Genomic DNA, 14,200 nt, shown 5'->3' with positions numbered 1-14,200 from the left:
CGAGGAGGATTCGTAGCCTCACTAATGGTATTAGCCGGGTGCAGCCAGCCTGAGGCAGCGGCTCCGCCAAAGGTGTTTGAAGTGGGCGTTATCACCGTCAAAACCAGCTCCGTACCAGTCTTCAGCAATCTTCCAGGGCGTACCAATGCCTATCTGGTATCCCAAGTCAGAGCGCGAGTGGACGGTATTGTGCTTAGGCGAGAGTTCACGGAGGGGGCAAACGTAAAAGCAGGTCAACGGTTATACAAGATTGACCCTGCCCCCTACGTCGCGGCCTTGAACAGCGCAAAAGCGACCTTAGCGCGGGCTCAAGCCAGCTTGGTCGCAGAAAATGCACAAGTGCAACGCTATAAAGTCTTGGTTGAGGGCAATGCGATCAGTCGGCAAAACTATGACAACGCTCTCGCAGCTCAGGGCCAAGCTGTAGCGGATGTCGCAGCCGGTAAGGCCATGGTTGAGCGTGCAGAGATCAACCTGAGTTACACAGATGTCGTATCACCCATCAGCGGGCGCATAGGCCTTTCAGAGGTCACACCAGGTGCCTATGTGCAGGCTACCGGTGCGACGCTAATGACCACCGTGCAGCAGCTTGACCCCATGTATGTCGATCTTACGCAGTCAAGCGCCGACGGCTTAAAGCTTCGTACCGACATTCAGGAAGGCCGGCTTCAGACCCAAGGCAACGATGCTGCCAAGGTCACACTGACGCTTGAGAATGGCCGCCAGTACGAACAGGTAGGCAAGCTTCAATTTTCCGATGTCAGTGTCAATCAAGGCACTGGCTCCGTAACAGTAAGGGCCGTTTTTCCAAATCCAAACGGGACGCTATTACCTGGCATGTTTGTGCGGGCACGTTTGGAGGAGGGGACGAACAATGGCGCAATGCTGATCCCCCAAGTAGGCGTAACCCACGATCAGTCAGGCCGGCCTATCGCTTTGATCGTTGGCTCAGATGACAAAGTCTCCCAAGCCGTCCTGACCACCTCAGGCACGCGCGGCACTTACTGGATTGTTACTAGTGGCCTGAAACCTGGCGATCGAGTGATCGTGCAGGGAACCGACAAAACTCGACCTGGTGCAAAGGTCAAAACCGTCCCCGCCCAGCTCAATGGCTCAACCGCTGACGGTACACCACAAGGTGGCGACACCCGCACTAGCCCTAGCGCATAGCCCTCACTCCTCAACCAGCGAGCCCGTGCCATATGGCTAACTTTTTTATTGATCGACCTATTTTTGCCTGGGTCTTGGCAATTATCTTGATGCTAGCCGGCATCGCCGCCATTTTGAATTTGCCGGTTTCTCAATTCCCAACCATTGCACCACCCACAATACAAATTCAGTCCCGTTACCCGGGTGCATCCGCCAGCACGGTGGAGAACACGGTGACCCAGGTAATTGAGCAGCAGATGCGTGGCCTGGATCACCTGATGTACATGTCATCGACTAGCGATGATTTCGGTCAGGCGGCGATCACGCTGACATTTGCTCCGGGCACGAACCCCGATATTGCCCAAGTTCAGGTGCAAAACAAGCTTCAGCTTGCCACACCTCAGCTCCCACAGACGGTGCAGCAGACGGGCATTGAGGTCGCTAAGTCCAACAGCAGCACACTATTGGCTGTAGGCTTCATCTCAGCCGATGGCTCGATGAATCGAGACGAGCTCGCCAACTACGTCGCCTCCAATATTCAAGATCCGGTAAGTCGTCTGGACGGGGTCGGGCAGGTTCAACTCTACGGCCGCCAGTTCGCCATGAGGATCTGGCTCAACCCGCTCAGGCTCAACAACTACAAGCTGAATCCCACAGATGTAACCAATGCGATCGCAGCTCAGAATGTGCAGATCGCAGGCGGTTCGCTGGGAGGAACACCGCCTGCTCCAGGCCAGATGCTGCAGGCCACCATCACCGAAGCCACCCTTCTGCGTACGCCAACGGAATTCGGCAATATCCTTCTGAAAGTTGAGCCTGACGGATCGCAGGTGAGGGTCAAGGATGTCGCCCGAGTCGAGCTTGGCGGTGAAGACTACAACTATCTCACGCTTTACAACGGTAAACCTGCAGCTGCCATTGGTGTGCAACTTGCTACCGGTGCGAATGCTTTGGAGGTGGCTGAGCGTGTGCGAGCTCGTGTGAAAGAGCTTGCACCGTTCGCGCCTCCAGGTGTGGTCATTGAATACCCACAAGACACAACGCCCTTCGTGACAGATGCGATCACAGGTGTCTTCAAAACGCTGATTGAAGGCATCGTTTTGGTATTCCTGATCATGTACCTCTTCTTGCAGAACTTCAGAGCGACGCTTATTCCGACCATCGCTGTGCCAGTGGTGTTGTTGGGCACCTTTGCTGCAATGGTGGCGGTAGGGTTCTCCATCAACACCTTGTCGATGTTCGGTTTAGTGCTCGCGATCGGGCTATTGGTTGACGACGCGATCGTAGTGGTTGAGAACGTGGAGCGGGTCATGGTCGAGGAGGGCCTTGGCCCGAAGGAGGCGACTCGCAAGGCGATGGGCCAGATCACCGGAGCGCTGATTGGCGTCGCAGTAGTTCTGGGTGCCGTGTTTGTACCTGTGGCGTTTGCCAGTGGTTCGGTCGGCGCTATCTACCGTCAGTTTTCGCTTACCATCGTGGTGGCGATGGTGCTGTCGGTGCTGACAGCCGTGATCCTCACACCGGCACTCTGCGCAACCATGCTGAAACCTGTTGGGCGTGACCATCAAAAAAAGACAGGTTTCTTCGGCTGGTTCAACCGCATCTTTGATCGCGGCCAGGCTAATTACCACGTCGGTGTACAGCGCGTTATTCGAGCTTCATCTCGATACATTTTGCTCTATGTTCTGCTTACCGGCGCTGCTGTCTTCATGTTTCTGCGCGTACCCACGGGCTTCCTGCCGGACGAAGACCAGGGCCGGATATTCGTCGTGGTCACAACGCCACCGGGGGCAACCCAAGAGCGGACGAGTCGAGCACTCAGTGACGTAAGCGCATATCTGCGTGAGGATGAAAAAGACATCGTCACGTCTACCTGGGAAATCAATGGCTACAGCTTTCCAGGACGCGCGCAGACTTCTGGGGTGATCTTTGTTCAGATGAAGGCATTCGAGGACAGGCTCGGCGATGCACCTAGAGCCCAGGATCTGGTGAACCGACTGAACGCACGCTTTGCGGATTACAAAGATGCCAACATCACTGCGGGTAATCCTCCAGCGATTCCAGGGCTTGGAAATGTGTCTGGTTTTGACCTGGAACTGATGGACAGCGGTGGTGTAGGTCATGACGCGCTCATGAGAGCAAGGAACAGCGTGATGGAGCGGGGCAACGCCTCGCCAGTGGTTCAAAACGTTCGCCCCAACGGCCTGAACGATGCCCCGAAATTCAAAGTGAACATTGATCGCGAGAAAGCCAGCGCGCTGGGTCTCACCGCTGCCGGGATAGACCAGGCGTTCTCTGTTGCTTGGGGTTCGGCCTATGTGAACAAATTTCTCGACCTCGACAACCGAATCAAGAGTGTCTATGTCCAGGCTGATGCCCAATGGCGGATGACACCTGAAAATCTCAACGATTGGTACCTCCGTAATGATGCAGGTGAGATGGTGCCCTTCAGCACGTTTGGTACCGGCGAGTGGATCTACGGGTCGCCTCAGCTCGAACGTTACCAAGGTGTGCCGGCGGTTCAGATCAATGGTAATGCTGCAGATGGGTATTCCACCGGGCAAGCGATGGATGCCATGGAGGAGGTGTTGAAAGACCTTCCGGAGGGAATCAGCTACGCGTGGACAGGCATCTCCGTGCAGGAGCGGCAGTCGGCATCTCAAGCCCCCATCATGTATGCCATCTCCATCGTTTTCGTCTTCCTCTGCTTAGCAGCGCTTTACGAAAGTTGGTCGATTCCTGTTTCAGTCATCCTGGTAGTCCCGCTGGGGATTCTTGGCGCCCTGGCAGCGGCTTTGTTGCGGGGTCTGGAAAATGACGTGTTCTTCCAGGTTGCATTGCTGACCACCGTAGGTTTGTCTGCAAAAAACGCGATCTTGATCGTGGAGTTCGCAAGAGACCTCCAGGATCAGGGCCGAAGCGCGGTGGAGGCAGCGATCGAGGCCGCACGTCTTCGTCTTCGTCCAATCCTGATGACCTCGCTGGCGTTCATTCTGGGTGTTTTGCCACTGGTATTTAGCAGTGGTGCGGGCTCCACCAGCCAGAATGCCATTGGCACTGGTGTGATCGGCGGTATGCTGGCCTCTACCTTCCTTGCGATCTTCATGACCCCGCTGTTCTTCGTTTTGGTGAGCAGGCTCTCTGGTGCAAAACAAAATGCACAAGCGGCTCCTGAAGTACCGCAGCGTACAGCACCACAGACGCAAGGAGGGCAGTGATATGTCGAGGGCAAGAGCCTTTGGAGCGATTACCTGTTCATGCCTCGCAGTCGCGCTGGCTGGATGTAATCTTCAGCCCTCATATGAGGCGCCGGAGCCTGCGATCGCTAACAGCTTTCCATCGGGATCGGCTTATCAGGGCGGGCTCGTACAGCCGCCCAACAATGGCGCGCAGCAGGCAAGAGCAGAGCAGCCTGCCAGTGAAGTAGGGTGGCGTGAGTTTTTTCGCGATCAGCGACTGCAAGCACTCATCGCACTGGCTTTGCGGAACAATCAAGACCTTGAGATCGCCATGCTGAATGTGGAGGTCGCCCGGGCTCAATATCGGATCACACGCTCCCAGTTACTGCCGTATGTGGATGCAGCTGCTTCAGCATCAAGGGAGCGAACGCCTAGCAACCTTTCGAGCGACGGGGCAGAGCTGTCAACCGAGTATTCAGTGGGACTTAATGTCTCGTGGGAGCTGGATTTCTTCGGTCGGATCGCAAGCCTGAAGGATGAGGCATTGGCGCAATATTTCTCCTTAGCTCAGACGCGCAAAGCCGCTGAGATGCTCTTGGTATCACAGGTGGCGAACCAGTACTTGGCAATGCTAGGGAGCGACGATCAGCTTGCAGTGACCCGATCCACGTTAAAGAACGCTGAGGAGTCATACCGCATCACGAAACTCAGTTTTGATAACGGTATCGCGACCGAGCTCGATCTTCATCAGTCCCAAGGCATCGTAGAACAGGTATCCGCCAGCCTTGAGGCCTATACGCGGGCGCGCGCCCAGGATGAAAATGCGCTGGTTCTACTGATCGGTCAGCCCATCCCTGAAGGGCTTCCAGTTGGGTTGTCTCTATCCGATCAGGCGCTATTGTCCGACATCCCGGCCGGCCTGCCGTCCCAACTACTAAAGCGCCGTCCAGACATAGCAGCGGCGGAGCAGTCGCTTATTGCCGCCAATGCGAGTATTGGCGCCGCACGCGCGGCATTCTTTCCGACCGTATCGCTCACTGGCAGCTACGGCACTCTATCGCCCTCGACCCGGGGCTTGTTTCAGGGCGGGCAGGGGGCATGGAGCGTTGTGCCGCAAATATCCGTACCTATCTTCGCAGGAGGTGCCAACAGGGCGAATCTCGATGCCGCCCAGGTTCAGAAGCGCATAGAGGTTGCCAACTATCAAAAGGTGATCCAGGTAGCCTTTCGCGAGGTGTCAGACGGGCTTGCAGCCCGACGCACCTATGACCGGCAGATTCAGTACCTGCAGCAGTATGAGAGCACACAGACCCGGCGTCTTGAGCTGTCCGACCTGCGATACCGCAGCGGCGTCGATGGCTATCTTTCGGTACTGGAAGCCCAGACGGATTTGTTTGACGCCAACCAGAGTCTTGTAGCTGCTCGGGTATCACGGGCCAGCAACCTGGTGTCGCTCTACAAGGCGTTGGGAGGTGGATGGACGGAGGGCACTTCAGTCTCGGCAACAGACGCCTCCATTGTGAACTAGCGCGTCTGACGTCACTGATGAACCGTTGACCTGTCGATGGACAGGTCAAGCTTGACGCAGCACCTTCGCCCCGCGAGGTGCTGCGAAAGAGCTGGCATGGACGACTAGGACGTGATTCCAAGTCTAAGGGTATCTATTAGCTCTCGAAGACCTGGTGGCATCTGACGACGCCCGGGGTAGTAGATGTGGAAAGCCGGTTCAATAGGGGCCCAATCGGGCAAAACTACCTGCAATTCTCCGCGATCCAGGTAGGAACGAACCCGCGCCTCCAGGCAATACGTGATACCGCAATGTGCGAGTGCCATCTCCACACCGAACGTGGTCTCGTTTGAGCAAAGCTGGCCCGGTACATCAATGGTTCTGTGGTCACCATCCTTTTCAAAATCCCATCGGTAGATGACGCCATTACCTGTGCGAATCTGAATGCAATTCTGGTCTTTGAGGTCTTCTGGAACCTCTATCCGAGGCCGTGTGTTCAGGTACTTTGGAGAAGCCACTGCAACCCAGCGAAGCGGGTCGCTTATCCGTACGGCGATGAAATCCTCCGGGATCGTGTCGCCAAACCTGACGCCCGCATCGAATCCCGCAGATACGATATCCACCATCTTGTCATCCACGGCAACCTCGACCGAGACATCAGGATAAGCCTCAAGAAAGCGAGGGAGGTATTCAGAGAGAAGAAGTCTGGCACCGTCACACAACACGTTCAGTCGCAGTCGACCAGATGGGCGATCACGATGGTTATCCAGCGCGGCCAGCGCGGCACTTATCTCGGTAAACCCAACGGTTAGCCGTTTGGCGAGAACGGCACCAGCGTCAGTAGGGGAAACGGTTCTGCTCGTGCGATTAAGCAACCTGACGCCGAGCCGCGCCTCCAGGTTTCGAACCGAGTGACTTAATGCAGACGTCGTTATCCCCAACTCCACAGCCGCCTGAGTGAAGCTCCTGAGCCGTTCTACTGCTAGGAAAGAATTCAAATCTGCGAGATCTGCTCGTGACAGTCGGCTGGTGGGAAGTACAGGCATGGGCGTATCCACTGTTGAGCAAACTTCAATGACTGATGCAATTCTGCTAATCAATCTTCGCTTTCGAATAGGTTACATTAATTTACCTCAACGATTGCAAGATAAATTGGCTTTGCGGGTGTCGTACTGTGTTCCACGTCTATCTCTCTGTTGCTTATCTCTATGTGCTGTGGCGCTTTGTCATGCCGTTGCCGATCAGCGCTGCCTGGCGGTTGTTGTTGGGTGCTGCGCTTCTGGCTATTTCCAAATATCACCTGATTCTCATCGGCGTTTTCGGGAACATGTTCTCGCCCGAGATGCCACGCGCTGCGGTGATTGCTGCAGGCTGGCTGTTTTGCGCTTTCGTCCTTCTCATGGTGTTGACGCTGCTGGCCGACGTGATCGGTGTTGCGTTCTCATTGGCGCGCAAGACAGCGTTGAACACGTTCTTCGGTGTTCGACTTAGGGGCGCCATTGCAGTATTGGCGTTGATGCTGTCGGCTATCGGCGTTCATGAAGCTATCCAGGTACCGGAGGTGCGCCGGCTAGAGGTTGAAGTCAAGGATCTACCCAAATCGATGGATGGCCTTAGAGTCGTTCAGCTGACAGACCTTCACATCAGCAAGCTTTTCCAAGCGGACTGGGTCGAGCAAGTCGTTGCTCGCACGAACGCTCTCAAGCCTGACGCGATTCTAATCACCGGGGATCTCATCGACGGCACCGTTGAAGCTCGACGCAGCGACGTTGCGCCATTGCGTAACCTGCGTGCTCCGCTTGGAGTGATCGCAATCCCCGGGAATCACGAGTACTACTTTGACTGCGACCGCTGGGGTGCTGAGTTTACGCGCTTGGGTCTCAAAGTACTTTTCAACGAGCACGTTCTGCTCCAACGGGGTGAGGGCAGCGTGGTTGTCGCAGGTGTAACGGATGAAGCAGCACCTTCGTTTGGTTTTCCCGGCCCGGATCTAAATCGAGCGCTGTCTGGTTCCCCTAAGGATGTCCCCACGATTCTTCTTAAGCACCGGCCAGTCGGCGCTGCTGCAGCTGCGGCAGCGGGTGTCAGTCTGCAGCTTTCCGGGCATACCCATGGGGGGATGATACTCGGCCTAGATCAGGTGGCTCGATACGCGAATCAGGGGTTCATCGCTGGAAAATATGACGTTGGAGGAATGACGTTGTACCTGAACAATGGGACGGCCTTATGGAACGGCTTTCCAATCCGACTAGGCGTTCCCGCCGAGATCACTGAGATCGTGCTGAGATCGAGCCCGTCGGATGCGACCACTGCCAACTAGGAGACCTACCATGAACCATCCAGCTATCAGGAAAGATGCCGTCGCAGTCATCACAGGTGCGGCCGTAGGGATTGGCTATGCCATCGCGTACCGAGCAGCGGCGGAGGGTATGAAGGTGGTTATCTTCGACCGTGACGAAAAGGCACTCAATACTGCGACCAGAATGCTCCTCAACGAGTTTCCAGGTCTCAAGCTGCTGGCAATTTCGGGAGATGTGACGTCAGAAGCGGATCTTCACAGTTTATACGAGCAGTCGTGTGAGTTCGGAGAGGTGTCTCTATTGGTCAACAACGCGGCGGTGATTCAAGGAGCAGGCCCTTGGAGCGGACTCGGTAAATGGCGAAAGCTTATGGACATCAATTTCTGGAGTGCGCTAACCCTACAGTCGCTTTTTGTGGAAACGATGTTTTCCCAGTGTGGCGCCGCCGCCATTGTCAATCTCGGTTCCAAGGAGGGTATCACTACGCCGCCAGGCAACGCGGCGTACTCAGTTTCTAAAGCGGCTATCAAGGTGTTGACTGAACAACTGGCTCATGAGCTGCGCGAGAAAGTAGGTGACCGAATTTCTGCTCATTTGTTGATCCCTGGGTACACCTTCACACCCATGAATTTTCCTGGAATGACCAACACTACTGAGAAGCCGGCGAGCCCTTGGACGCCCTCCCAGGTAGTGCAACGACTGTTCGACGGGATGGCGGCGGGGGACTTCTACATCTTCTGCGAGGATAACGAGTCTACTTGGGAGCTCGACCAGCGGCGGATGCAGTGGGCTGCCGACGACATGATTCAAAATCGGCCAGCGCTCTCGCGCTGGCATCAAGATTTTTCGGAAAAGTTCTCGGCCTACACCGCAGACGTAACCAAGTAATCCACTCTTGGTGTTGCGCCCTCGCGCGAATTCGCTCTTCGTTCCCACGAGGACTGATCACTAATCGACAACGAAAGAGGTGCCTGCCGTGTGGTTCACGATGCGCGGCAATATCAAATGACCAGCCAACTCTCCACTGACTCACTCGTTATTCCCTCTACGCCCAATCAAATCGATGCTCCTTACGGGGTGTGGGCGGCGATTCTGATGCTTGCGCTAGGTGGCCTATTTATCGGCACAGGCGAATTCGCATCAATGAGCCTGTTGCCTGGCCTGGCGTCAAGCACAGGTGTCTCTGTTCCCGTTGCCGGCGGTTACATCACGGCTTATGCCCTTGGAGTCGTAGTTGGCGCACCTCTGATCGCTATCTTGGCCGCTCGTTGGCACCGCAAGTCGTTGCTACTCGCACTCATGGCTATGTTCGTCATAGGGTATGGCGCCAGCGCTGTTGCCTGGAACCATGTCTCGCTGCTCATCGCACGTTGCCTGGCGGGGCTGCCGCACGGTGCCTATTACGGCGTGGCCTGCCTGGTTGCTGCCAGGCTCGTCGCAGAGAACCGTAAAGCCCAAGCCGCAGGTTATGTCATGGCGGGACTTGCTGCTGCAAACGTCATTGGCGTTCCTGCTGCCACATGGATAGGTCAGCTATTCGGTTGGCGAGGTGCTTTTGGAATGCTCGCAGTGGGAGGTGTACTGGCTGTGGCCCTGTTTTGGTTTTTCATTCCATCCGTCCCTCGTGATGACTCTGCGAGCCCGAAATCCGAATTGGATGGCCTAAGACGGCCGCAGCTTTGGATCACGCTTGCGGTAGCGTCAATTGGCTTCGGAGGGATGTTTGCCGTCTACAGCTACATCACTCCAACGCTCACCGAAGTGACGGGCTATAGCTCTGACCAGGTGCCAATGGTGCTGGCTGTCTGGGGAGTTGGAATGATCGTAGGCAACCTGGTAGGCGGATGGTTGGCCGACCGCGCTTTGGTGCCGGCAATTTTCTACATCATGATCTGGAACATGGTTTTTCTTGGTTTCTTTTCCCTGTTCACATCTTCGCCGGCAGGTACTGTGGTTGTGTTGTTCTTTGTCGGTTGCGGATTTGCTCTGGTGCCTGCGCTTCAAGTTAGGCTGATGAACGTCGCCGGCGAAGCCCAGACCTTGGCGGCTGCGCTTAACCACAGTGCATTCAACATCTCTAACGCTGTAGGTGCCACGCTTGGCGGATTGTCCATCGCGAGCGGATGGGGGTGGGCTTCCACCGGATGGGTTGGAGCTAGCCTGGCGCTATTGGGGATCATCTTCTTTGCCGTTTCCATCAAGGTTGAGAATCGTCAAAGCGCGGAGGGAGATGAGGTGTAACTCAAAGGTTGGATATTTGAACCTCATGCAAACGCATGATTTTTTGAAGTGGAGCGAATATTGATGAGTAATCCTCAACTCACGGTTCAGCTATGTGACGGCTGCACCATTCCTCAACTGGGCTTAGGTGTATGGCAAGCCAGTGATGCAGAGGCTGCATCTGCGGTGAAAATCGCGCTAGAAGAAGGCTATCGGCATATTGATACAGCAGCGATCTACGGGAACGAAGAGGGGGTTGGCCGGGGTATACGCGCATCTGGTGTATCTCGTGATCAGGTTTTTCTGACCACCAAGGTGTGGAACGATGCGCACGGATTCGACGCGGCCAAAAAAGCATTGGATGCAAGCCTGGCTCGACTCAACGTCGAATATGTGGATCTACTGCTGATCCATTGGCCTGTGCCTAGCAGAGACAAATTTGTTGAAACCTGGAGTGCGCTCATCGACTTGCAGCGTGCCGGCAAGGCCAAATCGATCGGCGTGTCGAACTTCAATAAGGATCACCTGCAAAAGCTGATAACGGAGAGTGGAGTGGTGCCGGTGCTCAACCAGATCGAGCTCCATCCATTCATGCAGCAGAAGGAAATCTGCAGCGTGCATCATGAACTGCAGGTTGCTACCCAAGCGTGGAGCCCGCTTGGCCAAGGTAGTGCGCTAACAAATCCAGTCGTGCTGGACATTGCTCGCAAGCATGACCGAACGGCTGCCCAAATCATCATCCGTTGGCATCTTGAGCTTGGGAATATTGTTATCCCTAAATCCATTACGCCTGCGCGAATCAAGGAGAACCTACACGTATTCGACTTCTCTCTGAATGCTTCGGATATGTCTGCCCTCGCCACGCTGGATAACCGCAAGCGACTAGGCCCGGATCCCAGCGCATTCGGCTAATTTGGTCAATGCCGAGCAGGGAGGCAGACCCTGCCCGGCCGGTCGGCTCAAGAAAAACCAGTTACTGCATGCGGCACATAGAGTTCTTCGAGACGCCGGATCTCCTCGGTAGAGAGGGCCAGATCAAGTGCGGCAATCGCATCATCTAGGTGGTGAGCTTTGGAGGCTCCCACAATGGGGGCTGACACTGTTGTCTTGCTTAGAACCCAGGCCAAGGCAACCTGAGCCATAGGCACTCCTTTTTCTTTGGCTATCTGCTCCACACGATCAATGATCCGCCCATCTTCAGCTTCGGTCGCATGGTAGAAAGACTGCCCAGAAACATCTGTCTGCGTGCGTGTTGTTTGCTGGCCCTTAGGACGTGTCAGCCTTCCGCGCGCCATCGGACTCCAAGGCATGAGTCCAACACCTTGATCCATGCACAGAGGGATCATCTCGCGCTCTTCTTCGCGATAGATCAGATTGAGATAATTCTGCATCGAGACAAAACGACTCCAGCCGTTTGTTACCGCCACCTGCTGCGCCTTTGCAAATTGCCAGGCATACATTGATGAGGCACCGATATAACGTGCTTTACCTGACTTGATCACGTCGTGAAGCGCTTCCATGGTTTCTTCAATGGGCGTGTGATAGTCCCAACGATGTATCTGGTACAGATCAACGTAGTCAGTGCCAAGTCGTGTCAGGCTCGCATCAATGCTCGCCATGATGGCTTTTCTAGAAAGCCCCTTTTCATTGGGCTTCGAGGAGCCCTCCCACATGTTGGCTGGGTAAAAGACCTTAGTGGCGATCACGGTTTCTTCTCGGCGGGTAAACTCTCTCAGCAGCTTACCTATAATCAGCTCAGAGGTTCCGGCGGAGTAGCTGTTCGCTGTATCGAAGAAGTTAATGCCTTGCTCGACCGCGTGTTTAACAATAGGACGACTGGCGTGCTCATCCAACGTCCATGGGTGTGTACCTGCATCAGGCTCACCAAACGTCATGCAACCAAGGCAAAGCGAGGATACGTCCAGTCCTGTCGAACCTAGCTTAACGAACTTCATGAGGCCTCCTACATTTCCGAGATCAGCAATGAATGCTCATCTCTACCCTGACAAGGTAACGTATCCAGGCGTCCGTGTTGTCCTCTCATCGTTGAGAAAATCTCAACCACGCGTTGATTGGAATGCAAGGCTCTTTCTGATACCTCCAAGGTCAGTTCATGAGTAGGCGAATTCGCCGTCATGAATCTGGAGAAATGATGTCTCAAGTAATCAAGCGCGTTGCAGTCACCGGAGGCCACGGCAAGGTTGGCAGAGTGTTAGTTCCGTACCTCAAAGAGCGGGGATATGAAGTGTTCATTATCGACAAAGACGATCCACTTGATCCGGATGAGTTGATGATGAAAGCCGACCTGGAAGATTTTGGTCAAACGCTCGACGCGCTTTCATCCGTTGGTGAAGACGTTTATGCCCGCCCAGAACCGCAAGGGTTCGATGCAGTCGTGCACCTAGCGAGCATGCCGCATCCGCGCATGATTCCTGACAGCGATGAGTTCCGGCTGAACATGGTCGCGACCTATAACGTGTTCGAATCATGCCGTCGCCTGGGCGTCAAGAATATTATCTGGGCTGCCAGCGAGGTTGGGACAGGCGTTCCTTATGACAAGACCGACGCCCCCTACGTACCGGTGGACGAAGACTACCCCATGCGAGGTTACAACGTGTATTCGCTTACCAAGGTGCTGGGAGAGGAAATGGCAAGGCAGTTCTGCCTCAACGATCCGACCCTGCGAATCACCTGCCTGCGCCTGTCAAACGTAATGAACCCTGAGGAGTACGCGAAATTTGAAACCTGGCAGGATGACCCGACTGTCCGACTGTGGAATTTCTGGACGTACGTGGACAACAGGGATGTGGCGCAAGGCATCGAGTTAGCGTTGCACTATGACGTTCGCGGCAAGGACGAGTTCTTCATCACCAATGATGAGACGGTCATGCGTACTCCGAGCAGCGAGCTGCTTGATCGCCACTACCCGAATATCGAGCGTCGCAAGCAGATCACCGGAAACGAGGTTCTGCTCTCGAATGACAAAGCCAAGCGAGTGCTCGGGTTCAAACCTATGTACTCCTGGGTCAACGAGGTTTCTAAACCATAATTTGTGGCTGACCGCTCCTCCCACTCAGGAGTAGCGGTCTGAATCCTGCAGCGAACCATGAGAGTCGATATGAGCAAGCTAGACGATGTAGGTTTTCTTGGATTCGATGTCTTCGGCACGGTTGTGGACTGGCGCTCAGGTGTTGCCAGAGCAGCTGAGCCTTTCCTTCGCCGCCATCAAATAGACATCGACCCATTGGAGTTCGCTGATCAATGGCGCTCCCTTTACCAACCTTCGATGGATCGTGTCAGGAGCGGCGAACGTCTCTTTGTAACTCTGGACGTTCTCAACAGGGAGAATCTGGAAACCGTTCTCTCAAAGTATAGCGTCGATTACGGCAGGATTGCCGAAGCGGAGCTAGCCCAGCTGAACAAAGCATGGGAGCAGCTCGATCCGTGGCCTGACTCGGTAGCCGGCCTGGGCCGGCTCAAACGCAAGTACTCAATAGGGCCGCTTTCCAATGGGCATATTGCCGGAATGCTCAACTTGTCCAAGTTCGCTCAGTTACCTTGGGACGTCATCGTGGGTGCGGAGGTCGCTCAGTCGTACAAGCCACAGCCCCAGACCTATCTTAAATCGGCGCAGACAGTGGGTCTCCCACCAGAGCGGGTAGGGATGGTTGCAGCTCACAACTCGGATCTAGCTGCCGCTCGCGTCAGTGGATTGAAAACCATATTCGTGCGCCGCCCGACCGAACACGGCCCTGATCAAGCGTCGGATTTAACGGCCGAGCAAGACTGGGACGTCGTAGCTGAATCCATGACCGAAGCCGCAGACGCGCTGGGCTGCTGACTTA

The 14,200-nt window shown here is 55.1% G+C and carries 11 protein-coding genes; 9 read left to right on the top strand and 2 right to left on the bottom strand.

The annotated features are described in order from the left end of the window. The first annotated feature begins 24 nt into the window (after positions 1 to 24). From PSCI_RS22325 to PSCI_RS22315, 3 genes are read left to right on the top strand one after another with little or no spacing between them, the layout of a single operon-like run. Complete coding sequence (locus PSCI_RS22325; protein ID WP_003435170.1) at positions 25 to 1,170, top strand: efflux RND transporter periplasmic adaptor subunit; 1,146 nt, start codon at positions 25 to 27, stop codon at positions 1,168 to 1,170. A 32-nt stretch (positions 1,171 to 1,202) separates the two neighbouring features. Beyond that, positions 1,203 to 4,367, top strand: coding sequence for an efflux RND transporter permease subunit (locus PSCI_RS22320; protein WP_045491173.1), 3,165 nt, complete (start codon positions 1,203 to 1,205; stop codon positions 4,365 to 4,367). 1 nt (position 4,368) lies between these two features. Continuing rightward, positions 4,369 to 5,856 carry an efflux transporter outer membrane subunit gene (locus PSCI_RS22315; protein WP_045491171.1) on the top strand — a complete coding sequence of 496 codons (1,488 nt, stop codon included), beginning with the start codon at positions 4,369 to 4,371 and terminating at the stop codon, positions 5,854 to 5,856. 104 nt (positions 5,857 to 5,960) lie between these two features. Here the strand turns inward: PSCI_RS22315 and PSCI_RS28810 are convergent, their stop codons facing one another. Next, positions 5,961 to 6,881: a LysR family transcriptional regulator gene (locus PSCI_RS28810; protein WP_084710073.1), complete on the bottom strand. Its 921-nt coding sequence runs from the start codon at positions 6,879 to 6,881 to the stop codon at positions 5,961 to 5,963. A gap of 128 nt (positions 6,882 to 7,009) precedes the next feature. Between PSCI_RS28810 and PSCI_RS22305 the strand changes: the two genes are divergently transcribed. The 4 genes from PSCI_RS22305 to PSCI_RS22290 all read left to right on the top strand — a co-directional run bounded on the left by PSCI_RS22305 (position 7,010) and on the right by PSCI_RS22290 (position 11,267). Further along, entirely contained in the window at positions 7,010 to 8,155 is a 1,146-nt protein-coding gene (locus PSCI_RS22305; RefSeq protein ID WP_003435177.1) for a metallophosphoesterase, read from the top strand. Between the two features lie 10 nt (positions 8,156 to 8,165). After that, positions 8,166 to 9,023, top strand: coding sequence for an SDR family NAD(P)-dependent oxidoreductase (locus PSCI_RS22300; RefSeq protein ID WP_045491166.1), 858 nt, complete (start codon positions 8,166 to 8,168; stop codon positions 9,021 to 9,023). A gap of 207 nt (positions 9,024 to 9,230) precedes the next feature. Beyond that, on the top strand, positions 9,231 to 10,376 hold the full coding sequence (locus tag PSCI_RS22295; protein ID WP_029240976.1) for an MFS transporter: 1,146 nt from the start codon (positions 9,231 to 9,233) through the stop codon (positions 10,374 to 10,376). Positions 10,377 to 10,439: 63 nt separating this feature from the next. Beyond that, positions 10,440 to 11,267: an aldo/keto reductase gene (locus PSCI_RS22290; RefSeq protein WP_003435183.1), complete on the top strand. Its 828-nt coding sequence runs from the start codon at positions 10,440 to 10,442 to the stop codon at positions 11,265 to 11,267. A gap of 47 nt (positions 11,268 to 11,314) precedes the next feature. Here PSCI_RS22290 and PSCI_RS22285 read toward each other — a convergent pair whose 3' ends face one another. Continuing rightward, positions 11,315 to 12,310 carry an aldo/keto reductase gene (locus tag PSCI_RS22285; RefSeq protein ID WP_003435185.1) on the bottom strand — a complete coding sequence of 332 codons (996 nt, stop codon included), beginning with the start codon at positions 12,308 to 12,310 and terminating at the stop codon, positions 11,315 to 11,317. Between the two features lie 197 nt (positions 12,311 to 12,507). Here PSCI_RS22285 and PSCI_RS22280 point away from each other — a divergent pair, with 197 nt between their 5' ends. Then, positions 12,508 to 13,404, top strand: coding sequence for an NAD-dependent epimerase/dehydratase family protein (locus PSCI_RS22280; RefSeq protein WP_045494744.1), 897 nt, complete (start codon positions 12,508 to 12,510; stop codon positions 13,402 to 13,404). 69 nt (positions 13,405 to 13,473) lie between these two features. Then, the gene (locus PSCI_RS22275) at positions 13,474 to 14,196 is read left to right on the top strand and encodes a haloacid dehalogenase type II (RefSeq protein ID WP_045491163.1); all 723 of its coding nucleotides are present in this window, start codon (positions 13,474 to 13,476) and stop codon (positions 14,194 to 14,196) included. Positions 14,197 to 14,200: the final 4 nt, after the last annotated feature.

Origin of the sequence: Pseudomonas sp. StFLB209 (assembly GCF_000829415.1) — a bacterium.
GTDB lineage: Bacteria > Pseudomonadota > Gammaproteobacteria > Pseudomonadales > Pseudomonadaceae > Aquipseudomonas.
This window is presented reverse-complemented; position numbering and strand designations above follow the sequence as displayed.

What these genes read in the sequence shown, in the direction of transcription:
- PSCI_RS22325 (WP_003435170.1), top strand. Translation starts at nt 25, where the DNA reads ATGGTATTAGCCGGGTGCAGCCAGCCTGAGGCAGCGGCTCCGCCAAAG.
- PSCI_RS22320 (WP_045491173.1), top strand. Translation starts at nt 1,203, where the DNA reads ATGGCTAACTTTTTTATTGATCGACCTATTTTTGCCTGGGTCTTGGCA.
- PSCI_RS22315 (WP_045491171.1), top strand. Translation starts at nt 4,369, where the DNA reads ATGTCGAGGGCAAGAGCCTTTGGAGCGATTACCTGTTCATGCCTCGCA.
- PSCI_RS28810 (WP_084710073.1), bottom strand. Translation starts at nt 6,881, where the DNA reads ATGCCTGTACTTCCCACCAGCCGACTGTCACGAGCAGATCTCGCAGAT.
- PSCI_RS22300 (WP_045491166.1), top strand. Translation starts at nt 8,166, where the DNA reads ATGAACCATCCAGCTATCAGGAAAGATGCCGTCGCAGTCATCACAGGT.
- PSCI_RS22295 (WP_029240976.1), top strand. Translation starts at nt 9,231, where the DNA reads ATGCTTGCGCTAGGTGGCCTATTTATCGGCACAGGCGAATTCGCATCA.
- PSCI_RS22290 (WP_003435183.1), top strand. Translation starts at nt 10,440, where the DNA reads ATGAGTAATCCTCAACTCACGGTTCAGCTATGTGACGGCTGCACCATT.
- PSCI_RS22285 (WP_003435185.1), bottom strand. Translation starts at nt 12,310, where the DNA reads ATGAAGTTCGTTAAGCTAGGTTCGACAGGACTGGACGTATCCTCGCTT.
- PSCI_RS22280 (WP_045494744.1), top strand. Translation starts at nt 12,508, where the DNA reads ATGTCTCAAGTAATCAAGCGCGTTGCAGTCACCGGAGGCCACGGCAAG.
- PSCI_RS22275 (WP_045491163.1), top strand. Translation starts at nt 13,474, where the DNA reads ATGAGCAAGCTAGACGATGTAGGTTTTCTTGGATTCGATGTCTTCGGC.